General features: G+C 67.7%; 21 protein-coding genes. All 21 read left to right on the forward strand.

The features are described 5' to 3' along the window. The first annotated feature begins 14 nt into the window (after window positions 1–14). Window positions 15–1,424, forward strand: a complete 1,410-nt coding sequence (gene rpoN, locus AC07UW_RS09345; protein WP_025879001.1) for an RNA polymerase factor sigma-54 — start codon at window positions 15–17, stop codon at window positions 1,422–1,424. Between the two features lie 14 nt (window positions 1,425–1,438). After that, a complete protein-coding gene (locus AC07UW_RS09350) occupies window positions 1,439–1,816 on the forward strand; it encodes a response regulator (RefSeq protein WP_025879000.1) in 378 nt (125 codons plus the stop codon). Then, a complete protein-coding gene (locus AC07UW_RS09355; RefSeq protein ID WP_495211912.1) occupies window positions 1,813–3,318 on the forward strand; it encodes a sigma-54 dependent transcriptional regulator in 1,506 nt (501 codons plus the stop codon). The genes AC07UW_RS09350 and AC07UW_RS09355 overlap by 4 nt, the downstream gene beginning before the upstream one ends. 248 nt (window positions 3,319–3,566) lie before the next feature. After that, window positions 3,567–3,983: a hypothetical protein gene (locus tag AC07UW_RS09360; protein ID WP_495211913.1), complete on the forward strand. Its 417-nt coding sequence runs from the start codon at window positions 3,567–3,569 to the stop codon at window positions 3,981–3,983. Window positions 3,984–4,504: 521 nt separating this feature from the next. Beyond that, the gene (gene fliE, locus AC07UW_RS09365) at window positions 4,505–4,870 is read left to right on the forward strand and encodes a flagellar hook-basal body complex protein FliE (RefSeq protein ID WP_025878997.1); all 366 of its coding nucleotides are present in this window, start codon (window positions 4,505–4,507) and stop codon (window positions 4,868–4,870) included. A 12-nt stretch (window positions 4,871–4,882) separates the two neighbouring features. Beyond that, complete coding sequence (gene fliF / locus AC07UW_RS09370; RefSeq protein ID WP_025878996.1) at window positions 4,883–6,529, forward strand: flagellar basal-body MS-ring/collar protein FliF; 1,647 nt, start codon at window positions 4,883–4,885, stop codon at window positions 6,527–6,529. Between the two features lie 10 nt (window positions 6,530–6,539). Continuing rightward, complete coding sequence (gene fliG, locus AC07UW_RS09375) at window positions 6,540–7,526, forward strand: flagellar motor switch protein FliG (RefSeq protein ID WP_025878995.1); 987 nt, start codon at window positions 6,540–6,542, stop codon at window positions 7,524–7,526. Then, the gene (locus AC07UW_RS09380; protein WP_033831041.1) at window positions 7,523–8,164 is read left to right on the forward strand and encodes a FliH/SctL family protein; all 642 of its coding nucleotides are present in this window, start codon (window positions 7,523–7,525) and stop codon (window positions 8,162–8,164) included. Before fliG ends, AC07UW_RS09380 begins: the two co-directional genes overlap by 4 nt. Further along, entirely contained in the window at window positions 8,161–9,561 is a 1,401-nt protein-coding gene (locus AC07UW_RS09385) for a FliI/YscN family ATPase (RefSeq protein ID WP_025878993.1), read from the forward strand. The genes AC07UW_RS09380 and AC07UW_RS09385 overlap by 4 nt, the downstream gene beginning before the upstream one ends. Continuing rightward, window positions 9,558–10,025 (forward strand): flagellar export protein FliJ, encoded by a 468-nt coding sequence (gene fliJ, locus AC07UW_RS09390; protein WP_025878992.1) that lies wholly within the window; start codon window positions 9,558–9,560, stop codon window positions 10,023–10,025. The genes AC07UW_RS09385 and fliJ overlap by 4 nt, the downstream gene beginning before the upstream one ends. Then, window positions 10,025–11,188, forward strand: coding sequence for a flagellar hook-length control protein FliK (locus AC07UW_RS09395; protein WP_495211942.1), 1,164 nt, complete (start codon window positions 10,025–10,027; stop codon window positions 11,186–11,188). The genes fliJ and AC07UW_RS09395 overlap by 1 nt, the downstream gene beginning before the upstream one ends. A gap of 221 nt (window positions 11,189–11,409) precedes the next feature. Then, entirely contained in the window at window positions 11,410–11,925 is a 516-nt protein-coding gene (locus tag AC07UW_RS09400; RefSeq protein ID WP_025878990.1) for a flagellar basal body-associated FliL family protein, read from the forward strand. A gap of 10 nt (window positions 11,926–11,935) precedes the next feature. Beyond that, complete coding sequence (gene fliM / locus AC07UW_RS09405) at window positions 11,936–12,940, forward strand: flagellar motor switch protein FliM (protein ID WP_025878989.1); 1,005 nt, start codon at window positions 11,936–11,938, stop codon at window positions 12,938–12,940. Beyond that, on the forward strand, window positions 12,937–13,272 hold the full coding sequence (fliN, locus tag AC07UW_RS09410) for a flagellar motor switch protein FliN (RefSeq protein WP_025878988.1): 336 nt from the start codon (window positions 12,937–12,939) through the stop codon (window positions 13,270–13,272). The genes fliM and fliN overlap by 4 nt, the downstream gene beginning before the upstream one ends. Further along, window positions 13,269–13,673, forward strand: a complete 405-nt coding sequence (fliO, locus tag AC07UW_RS09415) for a flagellar biosynthetic protein FliO (RefSeq protein ID WP_033831039.1) — start codon at window positions 13,269–13,271, stop codon at window positions 13,671–13,673. Before fliN ends, fliO begins: the two co-directional genes overlap by 4 nt. Before the next feature lies 1 nt (window position 13,674). Beyond that, window positions 13,675–14,454: a flagellar type III secretion system pore protein FliP gene (gene fliP / locus AC07UW_RS09420; protein WP_025878986.1), complete on the forward strand. Its 780-nt coding sequence runs from the start codon at window positions 13,675–13,677 to the stop codon at window positions 14,452–14,454. A gap of 109 nt (window positions 14,455–14,563) precedes the next feature. Continuing rightward, the gene (locus tag AC07UW_RS09425; protein ID WP_005413254.1) at window positions 14,564–14,833 is read left to right on the forward strand and encodes a flagellar biosynthetic protein FliQ; all 270 of its coding nucleotides are present in this window, start codon (window positions 14,564–14,566) and stop codon (window positions 14,831–14,833) included. A gap of 16 nt (window positions 14,834–14,849) precedes the next feature. Next, a complete protein-coding gene (gene fliR / locus AC07UW_RS09430; RefSeq protein ID WP_105164005.1) occupies window positions 14,850–15,641 on the forward strand; it encodes a flagellar biosynthetic protein FliR in 792 nt (263 codons plus the stop codon). 161 nt (window positions 15,642–15,802) lie between these two features. Continuing rightward, entirely contained in the window at window positions 15,803–17,923 is a 2,121-nt protein-coding gene (locus AC07UW_RS09435) for a putative bifunctional diguanylate cyclase/phosphodiesterase (protein ID WP_495211914.1), read from the forward strand. A 133-nt stretch (window positions 17,924–18,056) separates the two neighbouring features. Then, on the forward strand, window positions 18,057–19,187 hold the full coding sequence (flhB, locus tag AC07UW_RS09440; protein ID WP_033831035.1) for a flagellar biosynthesis protein FlhB: 1,131 nt from the start codon (window positions 18,057–18,059) through the stop codon (window positions 19,185–19,187). Continuing rightward, the gene (flhA, locus tag AC07UW_RS09445) at window positions 19,184–21,286 is read left to right on the forward strand and encodes a flagellar biosynthesis protein FlhA (RefSeq protein WP_032974843.1); all 2,103 of its coding nucleotides are present in this window, start codon (window positions 19,184–19,186) and stop codon (window positions 21,284–21,286) included. The genes flhB and flhA overlap by 4 nt, the downstream gene beginning before the upstream one ends. Window positions 21,287–21,337: the final 51 nt, after the last annotated feature.

A 21,337-nucleotide genomic window follows, 5' to 3' on the forward strand; every position in this document is an offset into this window, starting at 1 on the left:
GCCGGGGAACCACGATGAAGGCTTCACTCTCGACCCAGCTGGGCCAACAACTTCACCTCACCCCGCAGTTGCTGCAGTCGATCCGGCTGCTGCAGCTCGACGGCCTGCACCTGGAACAGGAAATCCAGCGCCTGCTGGACTCCAATCCGCTGCTGGAAATCGAAGACGCCGAAGCGCCCGCCGCCGAAGCTACCGATCCGGCCACCACCACGCTGGATACGGCCGCGTTCGACGAACTGCCCGAATCCTCGATGTGGGAGGTGTCCGGCGCCAACTGGCAGGACGGCGACGACGACCGCATGGCGCGCATCGCCGCTGGCGAGTCGAGCGACCCGCAGCTGCGCGTGCTGCAGCGCCTGGCGCTGGACCTGGACGAGCACGAACTGGCCGTGGCCGCCTTCTGGCTGGAACACTGCGACGATGCCGGCTACCTGCAGGCACCGCTGGCGCAGCTGCAGCTGCTGGCCAGCGCGCAGTTCGACATCGATGCCGACGGCGTTGAAGCCGTCCGCCAGCACCTGCTGCAGGGCGAGCCGGCCGGCATGGCGGCGCAGGATCTGCGCGAATCGCTGCTGGCCCAGCTGTGCAGCCTGCACGGCGTGGTGCCGGCCCGGCATCTGGCCGCGCGCATTCTGCAGGGCGCGCTCGACGCGTTGGCCGCGCACGACTACCCCGCCCTCGCCCGCCAGCACGATGCCGAGATCGAGGACGTGCGCGAAGCCGTCCGCCTGATTCTGTCGCTGCAGCCGCGCCCGGGCGACAGCCTGCTGCCCGAGCGCAATGCAGTGGTGGTGCCGGACGTGGTCGCCTGGCACGCCGACGAACAATGGAAGGTGGCGCTGAACCCGGCCACCAGCCGCCGGGTATCGATCAACAGCCAGTACGAACAGGCTCTGGCTGACAGCGGTGAGGCTGCGCCGGCCCTGCGCGAGATGCTGCAGGAGGCACGCTGGTTCAGCCGCGGCCTGTCGATGCGTTACGACACCCTGCTGCGCACGGCGCGGGTGATCGTCGAGCGCCAGGCAGCCTTCCTGGTGCGTGGCGAGGAAGCCATGGCACCGCTGACCCTGAAGGAAGTGGCCGAAGAAATCGGCATGCACGAATCTACCGTTTCGCGCATCACCACCGGCAAGTACCTGCAGACCCCGCGCGGCACCTTCGAACTCAAGCACTTCTTCGCCGTGCGCCTGGAAGGGGCCAGCGTGTCCGGCCAGGCGGTCAAGGCCATGGTCCGCCGCCTGATCGACGCCGAACCGGCCGGACGCCCGCTGGCGGACGAGGCCATCGCTGGCCTGCTGTCCCGCCAAGGGGTGAACATTGCCCGTCGAACCGTCGCAAAATACCGCGAACAACTGGATATCGCCCCGGCCCGCGAACGGCGCCGGGTCAACGCCAGGCAACCGCAGCTGGCCCGGGTGGGCTGAAAAGGATGTTGGACATGAACAAGCTCACAGTTCTGCTGGTCGATGACCACGAGGGCTTCATCAACGCGGCCATGCGCCACTTCCGCAAGATCGACTGGCTGCAGATCGTCGGCAGCGCCGGCAACGGCCTGGAAGCGATCGAACGCTCGGAAAGCCTGCGCCCGCAGGTGGTGCTGATGGACCTGGCGATGCCGGAAATGGGCGGCCTGCAGGCCACCCGCCTGATCAAGTCGCAGGATGATGCACCGTACATCGTGATCGCCAGCCACTTCGATGACGTCGAGCATCGCGAGCACGCACTGCGCGCCGGTGCCGACAACTTCGTCAGCAAGCTGTCCTACATCCAGGAAGTCATGCCGATCCTGGAAGGCCTCAGGGAGGAACGGTCGTGAGCGAATCGCGCATCCTGGTACTGGACAACGACGCGGTGCGTGCCGAGCGCACCGTCGCCCTGCTGGAATTCATGGACTTCAACCCGCGCTGGGTTTCCGACGCGGCCGATTTCGACCTGACGCGCCAGCGCCAGAACGACTGGATGGCGGTGATCGTCGGCAGCCTGGACGACAGTGCCGCCAGCACCGCCCTGTACGCCTGGCTGGGTGGCAGCAGCCTGCCTCCGCCGGTGCTGCTGGCCGACGGTGACGCGACCGCGTTCGCGCAGCGGCATGGCCTGCACGAAGCCAACATCTGGCCGCTGGAAGCGCCGCTGCGCCATGCGCAGATGGAAGCCCTTCTGCGCCGCGCCAGCCTCAAGCGCCTGGATGCCGAACACCAGGCGGGTGCCGTGCAGGACCACGGCCCGACCGGCGACGGTCCGGCGGTCAGTGCACTGCGCACGATGATCGAACAGGTCGCCGCGTTCGACACCACCGTGCTGGTGCTGGGCGAATCGGGCACCGGCAAGGAAGTGGTATCGCGCAGCATCCACCAGCGCTCGCCGCGCCGCGACGGTCCGTTCGTGGCGATCAACTGCGGCGCGATTCCGGCCGAACTGCTGGAAAGCGAGCTGTTCGGCCACGAGAAAGGTGCCTTCACCGGCGCGCTGACCGCACGCAAGGGCCGTTTCGAAATGGCCGAGGGCGGCACCCTGCTGCTCGATGAGATCGGCGACATGAGCCTGCCGATGCAGGTCAAGCTGCTGCGCGTGCTGCAGGAGCGCAGCTTCGAGCGCGTCGGCGGCAACCAGACCATCCGCTGCAACGTGCGGGTGATCGCCGCAACCCATCGCGACCTGGAAAGCCGCATTGCCGATGGCAAGTTCCGCGAAGACCTGTTCTATCGCCTCAACGTGTTCCCGATCGATGTGCCGGCCCTGCGCGAACGTCGCGAAGACCTGCCGGCGCTGGTGGAAACCATCGCCACCCAGCTGGCGCGCACCGGTCGCGGCGAAGTGCGCTTCACCCCGGAAGCGCTGCAGGCGCTGGCCGGCTACGAATGGCCGGGCAACGTGCGCGAACTGACCAACCTGGTCGAGCGCCTGGCCGTGCTGCACCCGGGTGGCTCGGTGCGCGTGCAGGACCTGCCGGCACGCTACCGCGGCGACGCCGCGCTGGCCGTACCCGCTGTGGTCGCGGCCGCTCCGGTGGTCGCCAGCGAAGAACGCCTGGACCTGCGCAGCTTCTCGTTCCACACCCCGGGCAGCGGCAACCAGCCGTCGCTCGAGCATGGCATCGCCGTCAACCGCGCCGCAGCGCCGGCCGCGTTGCCGGACGACGGCCTGGACCTGCGCAACCACATGGCCAACATCGAACTGGGCCTGATCAACGAAGCACTGGAACGCACCCAGGGCGTGGTTGCCCACGCCGCCCAGCTGCTCGGCCTGCGCCGCACCACCCTGGTGGAAAAGCTGCGCAAGTACGGCATCGAACGCGAAGCGGCCGAACTGGCCAGCTGACACGCGTCACCAGCATGAAGGGGGCACGAACGCCTGGGCTTGCCCGGGCGTTGGTGTTTGTGGGGTCCGCCTGATGCGCGGGCGGGTCCGACGGTTCCATGGCAGCGGCCGGATTGCTCAGTAGATCCACGCCATGCGTGGATGACGGGCGACGGTACCGAGAATATTTCGCTGCATTTGCACGTTTTCCTACAGACAACGCAACCGCACCGCGGAGCATGGCAAGGACATCCCAACGAGGTTCCGCCATGCATCGTCTGACTCTGCTTGCCGCCCTGCTCTGCCCGGCCCTGGCCACGGCCGCCGACTGCACCCTGCCCACGACACTGGACCAGCACCAGTTCACCAACCTCAGCGATCCGCTGTACCAGCCAGATAATCCGAATGCCGGGCGCATGGTGCAGGTCAGCTTCGGCAGCAATCAGTACGTGCTGCACATCCTAGGCGCCGACCTCCGCATCGGCGGCAGTTACCACTACCAGCAACTGGCTCCGCACATTGCGGAAATCCAGATGACCGAAGCCCACCCCGCCGGCCCCGCCCGCTACACCCTGCTGCTGACCTGCCTGACCGACCACCAGGGCCGCTTCATCTACACCCAGCACGACGGCCCCATCGCCCCACGCCAGCGCCAGAATTCCGGCCGCTGGACCCTGCAGCCATAGGCCAAAAAACCGACGCCGGTGAAATGACGCGTCACACGCCTCGAGAGCAGCATCCACGCATGGCGTGGATCAAGCGTGTCGACCAAGGTCGACACCTACCAAGAGCAGCGTGCCGACCAACGGTCAGCACCCACCAACAGCAGCGTGTCGACCAAGGTCGACACCCACCAAGAGCAGCGGGAACCTGTCGAAGGCGGGGTGGGTCCGGTTGCGGGGGCGTGAGCCGCATGGATGCGGCGACCGAGCTTACATGGACGTACTTGCAGCGTCCCCCGCCACCGGACCCACCCCGCCATCCCACAGGAACCCCGCTTTGGCTGTTGCTGTTGCTGTTGCTGTTGCTGTTGCTGTTGCGGTTGCTGTTGAGGTTGCCGGCCAGCGGCCGGCACTACCGCGGGGCGCGGGGTGCAACCCCGCAAAGCAACACCCCCCTCACTTCACTGAACCGATCAGCCATTTCGGCACGGCACTTGCACTAGCTCCAGCAGACACCCCCATCCCTGTTTCTGGAACCGTTGCAGATGTCCCACTCCGTCACTTCGATCCTTTCCCAGATCCGCTCCTACCAGACCCAGGTGGGACAGCCCGCGCTCAACCCGCTGGCCGAAGCGCCGCGTAGCAATGCCCTGCCGGGCACGGTGCTGGATGCGCCGCAGGTCCAGCCTGCCAGCTTCACTGAAACCCTGCGCGGCGCCATCGCCGGCGTCAACGATGCGCAACAGAAATCCGGCGCGCTGGCCAAGGCCTTCGAACTGGGTGAACCCGGTGCCGACCTGGCCAAGGTGATGGTCGCCTCGCAGCAGTCCCAGATCGCCTTCCGCGCCACCGTGGAAGTCCGCAACCGTCTCGTCCAGGCCTACCAGGACGTGATGAACATGCCGCTGTAAGGATAGAAACGCATGGCCCTGTCGCTCTCCAAGGAATCCCTGAACGCCGAAAAGGCGGGCCAGTGGTTCGACCGGCTGCAAAGCCTGCAGATCACCCGTCGGCTCGGACTGATGGCGATGATCGCCGTGGCCGTCGCGGCCGGGCTGTTCGTGTTCTTCTGGTCGCAGAAGCCGGGCATGGTGCCGCTGTACACCGGCCTGGACCAGAAGGCCACCGCTGAAGCGACCGATCTGCTGCGTGCCGCACAGATTCCGTTCCAGCTGGACCCGGCCACCGGCGGCATCACCGTGCCGGAGAAGAACCTGCATGATGCCCGCCTGAAACTGGCGGGCTCGGGCCTGACCGACAGCGGCAAGCTCGGCTTCGAGCTGATGGAGCGCGACCCCGGTTTTGGTGTCAGCCAGTTCGTGGAAAGTGCGCGCTACCAGCACGCGCTGGAAACCGAGCTGTCGCGCACCATCAACACGCTGCGCCCGGTGCGCGATTCGCGCGTGCATCTGGCCATTCCCAAGCCCAGTGCGTTCACCCGCCAGCGTGATGTGGCCAGTGCCTCGGTCACCCTTGAACTGCGTGGCGGCCAGCAGCTGGAACGCAGCCAGGTTGATGCGATCGTGCACATGGTTGCTGCAGCCATTCCCGATCTGGCGCCGGAACGGGTGACCGTGGTCGACCAGAGCGGTCGCATGCTCAGCGTCAGCGACCCCAACAGCGAAGCGGCCGTCAACGCTGCCCAGTTCGAACAGGTGCGCCGCCAGGAAACCTCGTTCAACCAGCGTATCCGCGAGCTGCTGGAACCGATGACCGGCCCCGGCCGGGTCAACCCCGAAGTCAGTGTCGACATGGACTTCTCGGTGACCGAGGAAGCACGCGAGCTGTACAACGGCGAGCCGCAGAAGCTGCGCAGCGAGCAGATGAGCGAGAACACCAGCAGCACGCCGGGCCCGCAGGGCGTACCGGGTGCCACCAGCAACAGCCCGCCGGGCCAGGCCGCCGCACCGGCCACCGCGCAGGCACCGACCGAAAGCAGCAAGAACGCGACCCGCAACTACGAGCTGGACCGTACCCTGCAGCACACCCGCCAGCCGGCCGGCCGCATCAAGCGCGTGTCGGTGGCGGTGCTGGTGGACAACGTGCCGCGCGCCGGCGCCAACGGCAAGGTTGCACCGCAGCCGCTGTCGGCGGCCGAACTGACCCGGGTCGAGGCACTGGTCAAGCAGGCCGTCGGTTTCAGCGCCGAGCGTGGCGACACCGTGTCGGTGATGAATGCCCCGTTTGTGCGTGACACCACGCCGGTGGAAGGCCCGGCCTGGTGGGAACTGCCGTGGGTGCACGATGCCGGCCGCATGCTGCTGGGTGCGCTGGTGGTGATGGCGTTGCTGTTCGGCGTGCTGCGCCCGGCACTGCGCGGCATCACCGGGCAGAACCGCAAGAACGAAGAACTGGCGCTGGAACCGCACACCGCGGACGTGCAGCTGGTCGATGACGATGGCACCCCGCTGCCGGCGCTGGGCGCCGACCGGGTCAGCCTGGGCGGGCCGGAAGCGCTGGCCCTGCCGGTGGATTCTTATGAGGAACGATTGCGGATGGCCCGTGAAGCCGTGAAGACCGACTCCAAGCGCGTGGCCCAGGTGGTCAAGGGCTGGGTGGCCAATGACTGAGGTCGCGCCCCTGACCGGCGTGCAGCGCGCCGCCGTCCTGCTGCTGTCGCTGGGTGAACTGGACGCGGCCGAAGTGCTGCGCCACATGGAGCCGAAGGAGGTGCAGAAGATCGGCATCGCCATGGCCACCATGTCCGACATCACCCGCGAACAGGTGGAACGGGTGATGGACCAGTTCAGCCAGGAACTGGGCTCGAAGACCTCGCTTGGCGTGGGCTCGGACGACTACATCCGCAACATGCTGGTGCAGGCGCTGGGCAGCGAGAAGGCCGGCAACCTGATCGACCGCATCCTGCTGGGCCGCAACACCACCGGCCTGGACGCACTGAAGTGGATGGACCCGCGTGCGGTGGCCGACCTGGTGCGCAACGAGCACCCGCAGATCATCGCCATCGTGATGGCGCACCTGGAAACCGACCAGGCTGCCGACGCGCTGAAGCTGCTGCCCGAGCGCACCCGCGTGGACGTGCTGCTGCGCATCGCCACCCTCGACGGCATTCCGCCCAATGCGCTGAACGAGCTCAACGAGATCATGGAACGCCAGTTCGCCGGCAACCAGAACCTGAAGTCGTCCAACATCGGCGGCGTGCAGTGCGCGGCCAACATCCTCAACTTCATGGACAGCGGCCAGGACCAGGCGATCCTGGGCGAGATCGCGCGCATCGACGCACCGCTGAGTGGCCGCATCCAGGACCTGATGTTCGTGTTCGACGACCTGGTGGACCTGGACGACCGCGAGATGCAGCTGGTGCTGCGCGAAGTGAGCGGCGAGCGACTGGGCCTGGCCCTGCGCGGCGCCGACATCAAGGTGCGCGACAAGATCACCCGCAACATGTCCCAGCGTGCAGCCGAGATCCTGCTGGAAGACATGGAAGCGCGCGGCCCGGTCCGCCTGTCCGACGTGGAAGTGGCGCAGCGCGAGATCCTGGCCATCGTCAAGCGCATGGCCGATGAGGGCACTGTCACCATCGGCGGCAGCGCGGAGGCGATGCTGTGAGCAACGTCGTGCGCTGGCTTGCCCCGGACCTGCTGGCCCAGCCCGAACCGGTGCTGGACCACGACGAGGCCTTCGAACTCACCGAGCCGGACCCGGAGCATGAGCCCGAGCCGCCGCTGCAGCTGCCGACCCTGGAGGAAATCCAGGCGATCCAGGACAGCGCCGAGAAGGAAGGTTTCGACCAGGGCCATGCCGATGGCTTCAGCCAGGGCCAGGCCGAGGTGCGCCGCTTGGTCGCGCAGATCGAGGGCATCCTCGACAACTTCGGCCGGCCGCTGGCACGCCTGGAAAATGAAGTGGTCGGCGCCCTCGGCGAACTGGCGGTACGCATTGCCGGTGCGCTGGTTGGCCGTGCCTACGAGGCCGATCCGGCGCTGCTGGGACAACTGGTCGGCGAGGCGATTGACGCCGTCGGCGGCAGCAACCGCGAGGTGGAAGTACGCCTGCACCCCGATGACATCACCGCCCTCGCCCCGTTGCTGACCCTGTCGCCGCAGCAGCGCCTGGTGCCTGACACCAGCCTGAGCCGTGGCGACCTGCGCGTGCATGCCGAAGCGGTACGCATCGACGGCACCCTGGAAGCCCGCCTGCGCGGCGCGCTGGACGCCGTGATCCGCCAGACCGGAGCCATCGCATGAATACCAATACCGCTTCGCAGCCGTCGCCACCGGCCGACTGGGCCGTTGCCCGCAACCTGCGCCTGGCCAACCGCCTCGACGGCCTGAAAGTCGACACCGCGCACGGTCGCGGGCTGATCCGCGAAGGCGTGCTGCGGCGGGCGGTCGGCCTGACCCTGGAAGCGGTCGGCTGCGAAGCGCCGCTCGGCGCCAGCTGCAAGGTGGAAGTGGTTGACGGCGGCTGGGTCGATGCCGAAGTGGTCGGCTTCGCCGGCGAACGCACCTACCTGATGCCCAGTGCCGAACTGCACGGGCTGCTGCCGAATGCGCGGGTGGTGCCCTCGGCACGTCGTGGCGGCGTGGAAGTGGGCGAAGGCCTGCTCGGCCGTGTCATCGACAGCGATGGCGTACCGCTGGATGGCAAGGGCCCGATCCGCGCTGAAGGCCACGTCGGCATGGCCGGCGTGTCAATCAATCCGCTGGCGCGCGAACCGATCACCCAGCCGCTGGACGTGGGCGTGCGCGCGATCAATGCGCTGCTGCCGATCGGCCGCGGTCAGCGTGTGGGCCTGTTCGCCGGCTCCGGCGTCGGCAAGTCGACGCTGCTGGGCATGATGACCCGCTACACCGCCGCCGACGTGATCGTGGTCGGCCTGATCGGCGAGCGTGGCCGCGAAGTGCGCGATTTCGTTGAAAGCACGCTGGGCGAGGAAGGCCTGCGCCGCGCGGTGGTAGTGGCCAGCCCGGCCGACCGGCCGCCGCTGGCCCGCCTGCATGGCGCCTACCGTGCCACGGCCATCGCCGAGTGGTTCCGCGACCAAGGCCTGAACGTCCTGCTGCTGATGGATTCGCTGACCCGCTTCGCGCAGGCGCAGCGCGAGATCGGCCTGTCGGTGGGCGAGCCGCCCACCACGCGCGGCTATCCGCCATCGGTGTTCGCCAAGCTGCCGGCACTGGTGGAACGTGCAGGCAACGGCGCCAAGGGGCGCGGTTCGATCACCGCCTTCTACACTGTGCTGACCGAAGGCGACGATCCGCAGGATCCGATCGCCGATGCAGCGCGCGCGATTCTTGATGGCCACATCCTGCTCTCGCGCCGGGTGGCCGACAGCGGCCTGTACCCGGCCATCGATGTGGAATCGTCGGTCAGCCGCGTGGTCACGGAAATCGCCGACGAACCGTGGCGCCTGCGCATCCGCAAGTTGAAACGGCTGGTCTCGGCCTACTCGGCCAACCGCGACCTGATCGCCATCGGCGCCTATCAGCGCGGCAACGACGCGGCGACCGATGAAGCCCTTGAGCGCTGGCCGGAAATCATGGAATTCCTCGGCCAGGATGTGGCCAAGGCCGCAGATCTACCGCACAGCCAGGCGGCGTTGCAGCGCCTGGTGGAACAAGAGAACGAGAGGCTGACATGATCCAGTCCAAGCGCATCGACCCCCTGCTGAAGCGGGCCCAGGAACACGAAGACGCGGTCGCCCGCGACCTGGCCGAACGCCAGAACGTGCTCGACACCCATCTGTCGCGTCTGGACGAACTGCGCCGCTACGCCGAGGAGTACGCCAACGCGCAGATGGCCGCGACCAGCCCGGCGCAGCTGTTGAACCGGCGCGCATTCCTGGACCGGCTGGACAGCGCGGTGGAACAGCAGCAGCAGACCGTCAACGGCAACCTCGAAAAAGTGGAAGCCGAACGCGCGCGCCTGATCCTCGCCAGCCGCGACAAGGCCGTGCTCGAGCAGCTGGCCGCCAGCTATCGTGCGCAGGAAAAAGTGGTGACCGACCGCCGCGACCAGCGCGAGATGGATGACATCGGCGCACGCCGCGCGCGCCTGGCGCAGACCGAAGACCAGGACGATGGCGAGCAGGGAGGCCGGTCGTGATGCCCTCCCCGTTGAGCAGCAACGCCAGCGCACCGACGCCCGGCGGCAGTGGCAATGCCGGCAGCGCACGCGCCTCGCGCAGCGATTCCGGCAAGGATTTCGGCCAGATGCTGCAGGGCGGCGGCGCGTCGACCGGCACTCCCGCTACCGCGACAAACGCCAGCAATCCGGCAACACCGGCCAACGCTGCAACAACCCCCGACGGCAACCCGGGCAAGGCGACGCCGCGGCCGACCGACGGCGAAGCAGCCGCCACGGATGCCAGCACAGCGACACCTGCTGTACCGGCGACGTCGGCAGCCAGCGACGACAAGGACACCCCGGCCAACGCGGACGACGCGCCCTGGCCGCCACTCGGATTGGCCGGCCTGATGCTGGCCGTGCCCACCGGCGTCGATCCAGCGCCTGTGCTGCCGCCGCCAGCGGCCAGCGATGCCGAAGGTGGCGCGCTGCCCTCCGCTGCACTGGCACCCGCGGCCGCCGCAGTGGCGACCAACGCGAGCCAGGGCGCGGCAGCGCCGGCCGCCAGCGCTCCGGCATCCGCTGCCGGCGATGATGAGGCCAGTGGCCTGCCGTTGCCGGAGCTGGTGATGGGGGGCAAGGCATTGGATCGTGCCGACGACGGTGACAGCCTGCAGATCGGCGACCGCGCACCTCCGGCACCGCTCCAGCCCCCCCTGCCCGCCGCCCTGCAGGACCTGAAGGCCGCACTGGCCAGCAATGCCGTCTTCAATGGCGAACCGACTCCGAAGCCGGTGCTGGGCGATGATGGTTTCGACCAGGCCATCGGCGCGCGCATCGGCTGGCTGGCCGACCAGAAGATCGGCCATGCCCACATCCGCCTCAATCCGGAAGACCTGGGGCCGGTGGACGTGCGCCTGCAGATGAACGGTGACAAGGTCCATGCCAGCTTCAGCAGCCCGCATGTGGATGTACGCCAGGCGCTGGAAAGCAGCCTGCCGCGCCTGCGTGAACTGCTCGGCGAGCAAGGCTTCCAGCTGGCCCATGCCGATGTCGGCCAGCAGCACAGTGGCGACGGCACTCCGGGCAGCCCGGCGGGCGGCGGCGGTCGTGGTGGTGACGGAGAACCGTCACTGGGCGACACCACGGTGTCGGCGTCGCAGCTGATCCGCCAGCGCGGGTTGTTGGACGCGTACGCCTGACCGGCGTGCCAACCAAGGTTGGCACCCACCAGAGCGGGACGGTCGGCACCTACCAGAACACGGGTAGCGCCGGCCATGCCCGGCGGATTCCCGACATTCCGCCGGGCATGGCCCGGCGCTACCGATATGAACACCCGACGGAATTCCGTCACCGCCCTCTCCGGCCACTCCGGCACACCCCTTGCATATCCCGGTGAAGCAACCCTCAGGAGCTTCACCCCGTGGCCGCAGCCGCTGACAAAACCAAGAAGACCGCCGACAAGGACAAGACCGCCAAGCCGCGCAGTCCGATCCTGATCACCGCCCTGGTCGCCGTACTGGCCGCCGGTGCCGCCGGTGGCGGCGTCTGGTTCTTCACCCAGTCCAAGCACGAAGACAAGACCGCGCAGGCGCCGAAGAAGACCACCACCCCGGCCCCGGCCCAGTACTTCGCGCTGGAACCGGCATTCGTGGTCAACCTCAACGGCTCGATCGACGGCCCGCGCTACCTGCAGGTGGAAGTGCAGCTGATGACCCGCGATCCGGCCGCGCTGGAAGCGATCAAGACCCATGCCCCGGCCATCCGCGCGCGCCTGCTGATGCTGTTCTCGCAGGTCAGCCCGCAGCAGATCGCCGACATCGCCGGCAAGCAGAAGCTGCAGGCCGATTCGCTGGCCGAAGTGCAGAAGGTGCTGAAGGCCGAGACCGGCAGCAACGGTGCCGACGACCTGCTCTTCACCAGCTTCGTGACCCAGTAAGGGCTCCCCGATGAATGACCTGCTGTCCCAGGATGAGATCGATGCCCTGTTGCATGGCGTGGACAGTGGCGCGGTCGAAACCGAGCCGGACGCCCCCAGTGGCGAAGCACGCTCCTACGATTTCGCCAGCCAGGACCGCATCATCCGCGGTCGCATGCCGACCCTGGAAATGGTCCACGAGCGTTTTGCGCGCCTGTGGCGGATCGGCCTGTTCAACCTGATCCGGCGTTCGGCCGAACTGTCCGTGCGCGGCATCGAGCTGATCAAGTTCAACGACTACATGCACTCGCTGTATGTGCCGACCAACCTGAACCTGATCCGCTTCAAGCCACTGCGCGGTACCGGCCTGATCGTGTTCGAACCGACCCTGGTGTTTGCCATCGTCGACAACTTCTTCGGCGGCGACGGGCGCTACCCGACGCGCATCGAAGGCCGCGAGTTCACCGCAACCGAAATGCGGGTGATCCACCTGCTGCTGAAGCAGACCTTCGCCGACCTGCGTGAAGCGTGGGCACCGGTGATGGACGTGGAATTCGAGTACATCAACTCGGAGATCAACCCGCACTTCGCCAACATCGTGACGCCGCGCGAGTACGTGGTGGTGTGCCGCCTGCATGTCGAACTCGACGGCGGTGGCGGTGACATCCACGTGACCCTGCCCTATTCGATGCTTGAGCCGATCCGCGAACTGCTCGACGCCGGCATCCAGAGCGACCGCAACGACCGCGACGAGAGCTGGGGCCGCACCCTGCGCGAGCAGCTCAACGTGGCCGAAGTCACCCTTTCCAGCGTGCTGGCCAGCAAGCGCATGACCCTGCGCGACCTGACCCGGCTGAAGGTCGGCGACATCCTGCCGATCGACCTCAGCCCGCAGGTGCCGCTGTGCGTGGAGAACATCCCGGTGTTCACCGGTGAGTTCGGCGTCGCCAACGGCATGAACGCCGTAAAGATCACCGCTACCCATCCGCCGGGCACCCGTCCGCGCGTACCCGTCATCCAGGAAGACCCGCAATGAACGATATCGACGCCCTCGAACCGACCCCGGCCCAGTTCAGCAACCTGCAGGCCGATGAAGCGACCGGCCCGGATTTGAACCTGGACGTGATCCTCGATGTGCCGGTGACGCTGTCCCTGGAAGTCGGCCGCGCCCGCCTGCCGATCCGCAACCTGCTGCAGCTCAACCAGGGCTCGGTGGTTGAGCTGGAACGCGGCGCCGGCGAATCGCTGGACGTGTTCGTCAACGGCACGCTGATCGCCCATGGCGAAGTGGTGGTGATCAACGACCGCTTCGGCGTGCGCCTGACCGATGTGGTCAGCCCCAGCGAGCGGATCCGGAGACTGCGTTGAGCCTGCTCGCCACCACCCTGGCCGTCGCCAAGACGGCCCCGCAGATCGGCCAGCATGCGCCGGCCGCACCGAGCCTGTTCGGTGCGGTACTGGCCCTGCTGGCAGTGCTGGCCCTGGTCATCGGCCTGGGCTGGCTGCTCAAACGCCTGCCCGGCAGCGGCTTCCGCCCGGCCGAGGGCATGAAGCTGGTGGCGAGCCTGAATGTCGGCGCCAAGGAACGCGTGGTGGTGGTCGAGGTCAATGGTCAGCAACTGCTGCTGGGCGTGACCGCCGGTGGCATCAACGCCCTGCACACGCTGCCCGAACCGCTGCCACCGCCTGCGCCGGTACGCGTACCCGACCTGAAGAACCTGCCGAATTTCGCCCAGCTGCTGCAACAGCGGCTGCGCAAGGACCCCTGACATGCGTGTGACCCGTTCCCGTCTTGCCACCCTGCTGCCGTGGCTGAGCCTGATCGCCCTGTGCCTGCTGCCTGCGTTGGCGTTCGCCGCCCCGGGCGCGCCGACCACGCCGCTGCCGGACATCAACGTCGGCAAGATCGGCGGTGCGCCGGTCAGCCTGCCGTTGCAGACACTGCTGTTGATGACGGCGATCACCCTGATCCCGTCGATGCTGCTGGTGCTGACCTCCTTCACCCGCATCATCATCGTGCTGGGCCTGCTGCGGCAGGCGCTGGGCACCGGCCAGACGCCGTCCAACCAGGTCCTGCTGGGCCTGGCCCTGTTCCTCACCGCGATGATCATGCTGCCGACCTGGGACAAGGCCTGGAGCACCGGCATGGCGCCGTACCTCAATGGCGAGATCGACTTCCAGACTGCCTGGACGCTGACCACCACGCCGCTGCGCGCCTTCATGCTGGCGCAGATCCGCGAGACCGACCTGATGACCTTCGCCGGCATCGCCGGTCACGGCACCTACGCCAGCCCTGATGCGATTCCGTTCCCGGTGCTGGTCGCGTCGTTCGTCACCAGCGAACTGAAGACCGCCTTCGAGATCGGCTTCCTGATCTTCATCCCGTTCGTGATCATCGACCTGGTCGTGGCCAGCGTGCTGATGTCGATGGGCATGATGATGCTGTCGCCGATGCTGGTCTCTGCGCCGTTCAAGATCCTGCTGTTCGTGCTGGTCGATGGTTGGGTGCTGACCGTCGGCACGCTGGCGGCCAGCTTCAACCCGGCCTGATCCGAAGGTCAGCCGAGCATGGCTCGGCTCTACAGAGGCGACGCCGGGCAGTGCCGGCCGCCGCATTGACCACCGCCGGGCATGGTCCGGCGCTACCGATGGAACCATGATGTCCCCCGAACTTGCCTTGACCGAACTGCGTGGCGGCCTGATTACCGTGCTCTGGGTGGCCGGCCCGCTGCTGCTGACCGTACTGGTGGTCGGCGTGGTGGTGGGCGTGGTGCAGGCGGCGACCCAGCTCAACGAGCCGACCATCGCCTTCGTTGCCAAGGCCGCGGCCCTCACAGCGGTGTTGTTTGCACTGGGCAGCCTGCTGATCGGCCATCTGGTCGAATTCACCACGCTGCTGTTCCAGCGCATCCCGCACCTGATCGGCTAGACGGACGCGCACGCAGATGGACGCCGCCACCCAGATGGCCGCCGACGGCCTGAACGCCTTCGGCATGATCGGCACCGTGCTGTGGACCATGCTGCGCATCGGCGCAGTGGCCATGGCAATGCCGATGATCGGTACTCGCGCGGTGCCCGGCCGGGTGCGGGTGATGCTGGCCGGCACGCTGGCCATTGCGTTGGCGCCGCTGCTGCCGCCGGTACCGGACTGGACCGGCTTCGACGCCGCTACCGTGCTGACCATCGCCCGCGAGCTGGCGATCGGCGTGGCCATCGGTTTCATGCTGCGGCTGGTGTTCGAGGCTGGTGCCATGGCAGGCGAACTGGTCGCCCAGGGCACCGGCCTGGCGTTTGCGCAGATGAGCGACCCGCTGCGCGGCGGCACCTCCGGTGTCATCGGCCAGTGGTTCTATCTGTTGTTCGGCCTGCTGTTCTTCACCGCCAACGGCCACCTGGCGCTGATCTCGCTGGTGGTGGACAGCTACCGCGCCCTGCCCATCGGCGCGCCCCTGCCCGACCCGCACGCGTTCTTCAGCATCGCCCCGACCTTCCTGCTGACCGTGCTGCGTGGCGCGCTGACCCTGGCCATCCCGCTGACCGTGGCGATGCTGGCGGTCAACCTGGCCTTCGGCGTGCTGGCCCGCGCCGCGCCGGCGTTGAATCCGATCCAGCTGGGCCTGCCGGTCTCGCTGCTGCTGGGCCTGTTCCTGCTGACCCTGCTGGTCGGTGAAATGGGGCCGCCGGTGCAGCGCCTGTTCGATGCCGCCTTCCAGGCTGCCGATGCAGTGACTCGCTGACGCGGTCGTCACGTTCTGCTGCTTGCCGTCCCCCCCGGTGCCCGCGTTAGAGTGAATGCGCAGCGACCGGGGGGACGCTGCAACCGGCGGCTCTGGTCGCCCGCCTTGCGCATGCCCCACCGTAGTTTTTCCGTTGACAGGCAGGTCCGGGAGACTGACGAATGCTGGTAGGCACGTACAACCCGTGGCTGGTGGCGACCTCATTGCTGGTTGCAGTGATGGCGTCCTACACCGCACTGGCGATGGCCGGGCGCACCGTCACCGCGCCCGGCAAGGGCGCGACCTGGTGGTGGCGCCTGGGCGGCGGCTTTGCGATGGGGCTGGGCATCTGGTCGATGCACTTCATCGGCATGCTCGCCTTCGACCTGCCCATTCCACTGGGCTACGACCTGCCCATCACCCTGCTGTCGCTGGCACTGGCGATCGGCTCGTCGGTGTTCGCGCTCTGGCTGGTATCGCTGCGCACCCTGCCCCATCCCCGCCTGGCCGGCGGAGCGCTGCTGATGGGCAGCGGCATCGCCAGCATGCACTACGTGGGCATGGCCGCAATGCGCATGCAACCGGGCATCGACTACCAGCCGGTGTGGCTGCTGCTGTCGCTGCTGGTCGCGGTGGCCGCGTCGTGGACTGCCTTGTACGTGGCCTTCCGCCTGCGCGCGCAGCACACCCGCATCGGCGACCGCCTGGCCGCCGCCGGCCTGCTCGGCCTGGCCATCGTCGGCATGCACTACACCGGCATGGCCGCCGCCCGCTTCCCGGAAGGCAGCATCTGCGGCGCAGCGGTGGGCGATGGCCTGCAGAACAACTGGCTGGCGATGCTGGTGGTGGTGCTGACCGTGGCGATCCTGGCGGTGGTGCTGGTGGTGTCCTGGCTGGACCAGCGGGTGGAGGCGCAGCTGTTGCGCCTGCGCAATTCGCTGCTCAGCACCTCGTTGACCGACGCCCAGCAGGAACTGACCCAGGCCGCGCTGCACGACCCGCTCACCCGTCTGCCGAACCGGCTGCTGCTGCAGCGGCGCATCCTGCAGGCGCTGGCCGAGGCCGAACAGGGCGGCAGCCGCTTCGCGGTGATGTTCATGGATCTGGATGGCTTCAAGCAGGTCAACGATGCCTATGGCCACCAGGCCGGCGATGCGCTGCTGGTGGCCGTAGCAGAACGCACCCGCCAGCTGCTGCGGCCGCACGACATGCTGGCACGGCTGGGCGGCGACGAATTCGTGCTGGTGGTGCGCATCGAACAGGACGAGGACCTGCCGACCCTGGCCCGGCGCATCCTGCAGGCGGTGGGCAGCGGCCCGCTGCTGCCGGACCACGAGCTGCAGGTGAGCGCCAGCATCGGCATCGCGATCTGCCCCGACCATGCCGCTAGCGAACGCCAGCTGATGGCCTTCGCCGATGCAGCGATGTACCAGGCCAAGGAGTCGGGCCGCAATGCGTTCGTGCTGTTCGCCGACTGGATGAACGACAGTGCCGAGCAGCAGTTCCGCCTGCTGGCCGACCTGCGTCGCGCGATCGGCAGCGAGCAGCTGTTCCTGCATTACCAGCCGAAGATCCGCGTGGCTACGCAGAAGGTGGCTGGCGCCGAAGCGCTCATCCGCTGGCGTCATCCGGAACAGGGCCTGATTCCGCCGGACCGCTTCATCCGCCTGGCCGAGCGCAGTGGCGCGATCAACGAGATCGGCCGCTGGGCGCTGGACCAGGCCTGCCAGCAGCTGCGGCACTGGCACGATGCCGGCCACGAAAGCTGGACGATGTCGGTGAACCTGTCACCGGTGCAGTTCAGTTCGCCGCACCTGCTGCAGGACGTTCGCGAGGTGATCGAGCGCTACGCGATCGCCCCGCGCAACCTGGTGCTGGAGATCACCGAAAGCACGGTGATGCGCGATACCGATACCAGCCTGCGCCTGCTGCAGAGCTTCTCCGCCCTGGGCGTGGGCATCTCGATCGATGATTTCGGCACCGGCTACTCCAGCCTGCTGTACCTCAAGCGCCTGCCGGCCACCGAGATCAAGATCGACCACGCATTCGTGCGCGACCTGGAACACAGCGCCGAAGACGTGGTGATCGTGTCGGCCATCGTTGCGCTGGGCCATGCGCTGGACATGGACATCGTGGCCGAGGGCGTGGAGACCGCCGCGCAGCGCGCCTACCTGGAGCGCCTCGGCTGCGACTACCTGCAGGGCTTCCTGCTGGGCCGGCCAGTGGACGCGGCCCGCTTCATGCAGCTGCACGACCTGCCGCGGCCACGGGTGGAGCTGGCCAGCCCCCGTAATCCCCAGTAGATCCACGGCATGCGTGGATGGCCCTTCCCGTGGACCCAAACCCGGTAGATCCACGCCATGCGTGGATGCCCCGCGCCGCCGTAACGGAACGATTCTTGCACGCACTCCGGCATTCCCTGCTGCAGTGCCTGTGATGTCCGAGAACGAATCCGCCGGCGAAAAAACCGAACAACCGACAGAAAAACGCCTGCGCGACGCCCGCGAACAGGGCAACCTGCCGCGCTCGCGTGAACTGGGCACGGCCGCCGTGTTCGGCGCCGGGGTGATCGCGGTGATGGCCATGAGCGGCTCGATGGCCAGCGGCGCCAGCGCCTGGATGCGCCATGCGCTCAGCCCCGAACAGAGCCTGCGCCAGCACCCGAAGGCGCTGTTCGGCCACTTCGGCGACCTGCTGCTACAGCTGATGTGGGTGATCGCTCCGCTGGTGCTGGTCTGCCTGCTGGCCAGTTTCCTGGCGCCGGTGGTGATGGGTGGCCTGCGCTGGTCGGCCAAGGCGATGATGCCCGACATCAACCGCATGAACCCGATGAGCGGGCTCAAGCGCCTGTATGGCCCCGAAGCCATCGCCGAGTTCATCAAGTCGCTGCTGCGGGTGGCCTTCGTCGGCGTCGCCGCCGGCATGGTGGTCTGGACCAGCTTCAACACCCTGCGCGGGCTGATCCACCAGCCGCTGGAAACGGCCATCGGCGACGGCCTGGGCTTCACCCTGCGGCTGCTGCTGGCCACCGCCGGGGCGATGCTGGTGCTGGCCGCCATCGACGCGCCGTACCAGCGCTGGAACTGGATGCGCAAGCTGAAGATGACCCGCGAGGAGCTGCGCCGGGAGATGAAGGAAAGCGAAGGCAGCCCGGAAGTGAAGGGCCGCATCCGCCAGCTGCAGCAGCAGATGGCCAACCGCCGGATGATGGAGGCGGTCCCCACTGCCGACGTGGTGGTGGTCAACCCCACCCACTACGCGGTGGCCCTGAAGTACGAAGGCGGGGCCATGAATGCCCCCACCGTGGTCGCCCTGGGCGTGGATGAAACGGCCCTGCGCATCCGTGAAGTGGCCGACGGCAACAAGGTCGCCATCGTCTCTGCCCCGCCTTTGGCACGCGCCTTGTATCGGGAAGGCCAACTCGGCAAGGAAATCCCCGTGAGACTGTATTCAGCCGTCGCCCAGGTCCTCTCTTACGTCTACCAGCTGCGCAGCTGGCGGACCGGCCCGATGCCGTCCACGCCGCACATCCAGGTTGATGAGTTCGGCAACGGGGGCCGTCCATGAGCGCCCAGGCATCCAGCTTCAATACCCGCCGCGCGCTTGAAATGATCCGCCAGGGCCTTGGCGCGCCGCTGATCGTGCTGGCCCTGCTGGCCATGGTCGTGGTGCCGCTGGCCGCGCCGGTGCTCGACGCACTGTTCACCTTCAACATCGCCATCTCGCTGATGGTGCTGCTGGCGGTGGTCTACGTGAAGCGCCCGCTGGACTTCACCATCTTCCCGATCGTGCTGCTGATCACCACCATGCTGCGGCTGGCGCTGAACGTGGCCTCCACCCGCGTGATCCTGCTCAACGGCCAGAACGGCCACGAAGCGGCCGGCAAGGTGATCGCCGCATTCGGTGAGTTCGTGATCGGCGGCAACTACGCCGTCGGCATCGTGGTGTTCGCGATCCTGACCATCATCAATTTCGTGGTCATCACCAAGGGCGCCGGCCGCGTCTCGGAAGTGACCGCGCGCTTCATCCTCGACGCCATGCCCGGCAAGCAGATGGCGATCGACGCCGACCTCAACGCCGGTTTGCTGACGCGCGAGGAAGCCAAGCTGCGCCGCGAGGAAGTACGCGAGGAAGCCGACTTCTACGGTGCGATGGACGGTGCCAGCAAGTTCATCCGCGGCGATGCGATCGCCGGCATCCTGATCCTGTTCATCAACATGCTGGGCGGCCTGGCCGTGGGCGTGCTGCAGCATGGCATGCCGTTCGGCGATGCCGCCGCCACCTACACCCTGCTGTCGATCGGTGACGGCTTGGTGGCGCAGCTGCCGGCGCTGCTGGTCTCCAGCGCGGTGGCGATGCTGGTTACCCGTGCCTCGCGCTCGCAGGACATGGCGCAGGCGATGACCGGCCAGGTGTTTGGCCAGTACCGTGCGCTGGCCATCACCGCCGGCATCCTCGGCGTGGTCGGCCTGGTGCCGGGCATGCCCAACGTCGCTTTCCTGACGCTGGCGGCCATCCTCGGCTTCATCGCCTGGAAGGTGTACCGCAAGGGCCTGGTGCCGGCGCAGGCCGACACCGCTGCAGGCGACGCCAACGCACTGAACGCGCTGGGCCGCCCCGCTGCCCCCGCACCCACCGCGGAACTGAGCTGGGACGAGCTGCGCCCGGTCGATCCGCTGGGCCTGGAAGTGGGTTATCGATTGATTTCGCTGGTGGACAGCAACCAGGGCGGCGAGCTGATGCCGCGCATCAAGGGCGTGCGCCGCAAGCTGACCCAGGACGTCGGCTTCCTGATTCCCTCGGTCCACATCCGCGACAACCTGGAACTGCCGGCCAACGGCTACCGGGTACTGGTGCATGGCGTGCCGGTGGCCACTGCCGAGATCCATCCCGACCGCGAACTGGCGCTGGACCCGGGCAGTGCCCTCGGTCCGCTGGAGGGCATCGCGGGCAAGGACCCGGCCTTCGGACTGGACGCGACCTGGATCCAGCCACACCAGCGCGCCCAGGCCGAAACCCTGGGCTATACCGTGGTCGACCCGGCCACGGTGGTGGCTACCCACCTTTCACACCTGATCCGCGAGCACGCACCGGAGCTGCTCGGCCACGAGGAAGTGCAGCACCTGCTGGCCAACCTGGCCAAGAGCGCGCCCAAGCTCGTCGAAGATCTGACGCCGAAGGCGCTGCCGCTGTCGGCAGTGGTGCGCGTGCTGCAGAACCTGCTGGTCGAGCGCATTCCGATCCGCCAGCTGCGCAAGATCGCCGAAGCACTGGTGGAACACGCCCCGCACAGCCAGGACCCAGCCACGCTGACCGCCGCCGTGCGCACCGCATTGGGCCGCTTCATCGTGCAGGAGATCGCCGGAATGTCGGCGGAGCTGCCGGTGTTCACCCTCAACCCGCAATTGGAACGTGTCTTGCAGGAGTCCACGCAGGGCAACGGCGCCGCGCTGGAACCCGGACTCGCTGAGCGACTGCACCAGAGCCTGGCCGAATGTGTCAGCAAGCAGGAAGCCCGCAACGAGCCCGCGGTGGTGCTGGTACCTGGCCCGGTGCGAGCCGCGCTGGCCCGCCTGGTCCGCCACAGCGTTCCGTCGCTGTCGGTCCTGGCCTACAGCGAGGTGCCGGAGGACAAGCGCCTGAAGCTGGTCGGAACGATCAGCTGACGCCGCCCTGCAACGCGCCAGAAAACAGACACCACTTTCAAACACCCGCAA

The organism is Stenotrophomonas sp. GW821-FHT02D01 (assembly GCF_059421765.1).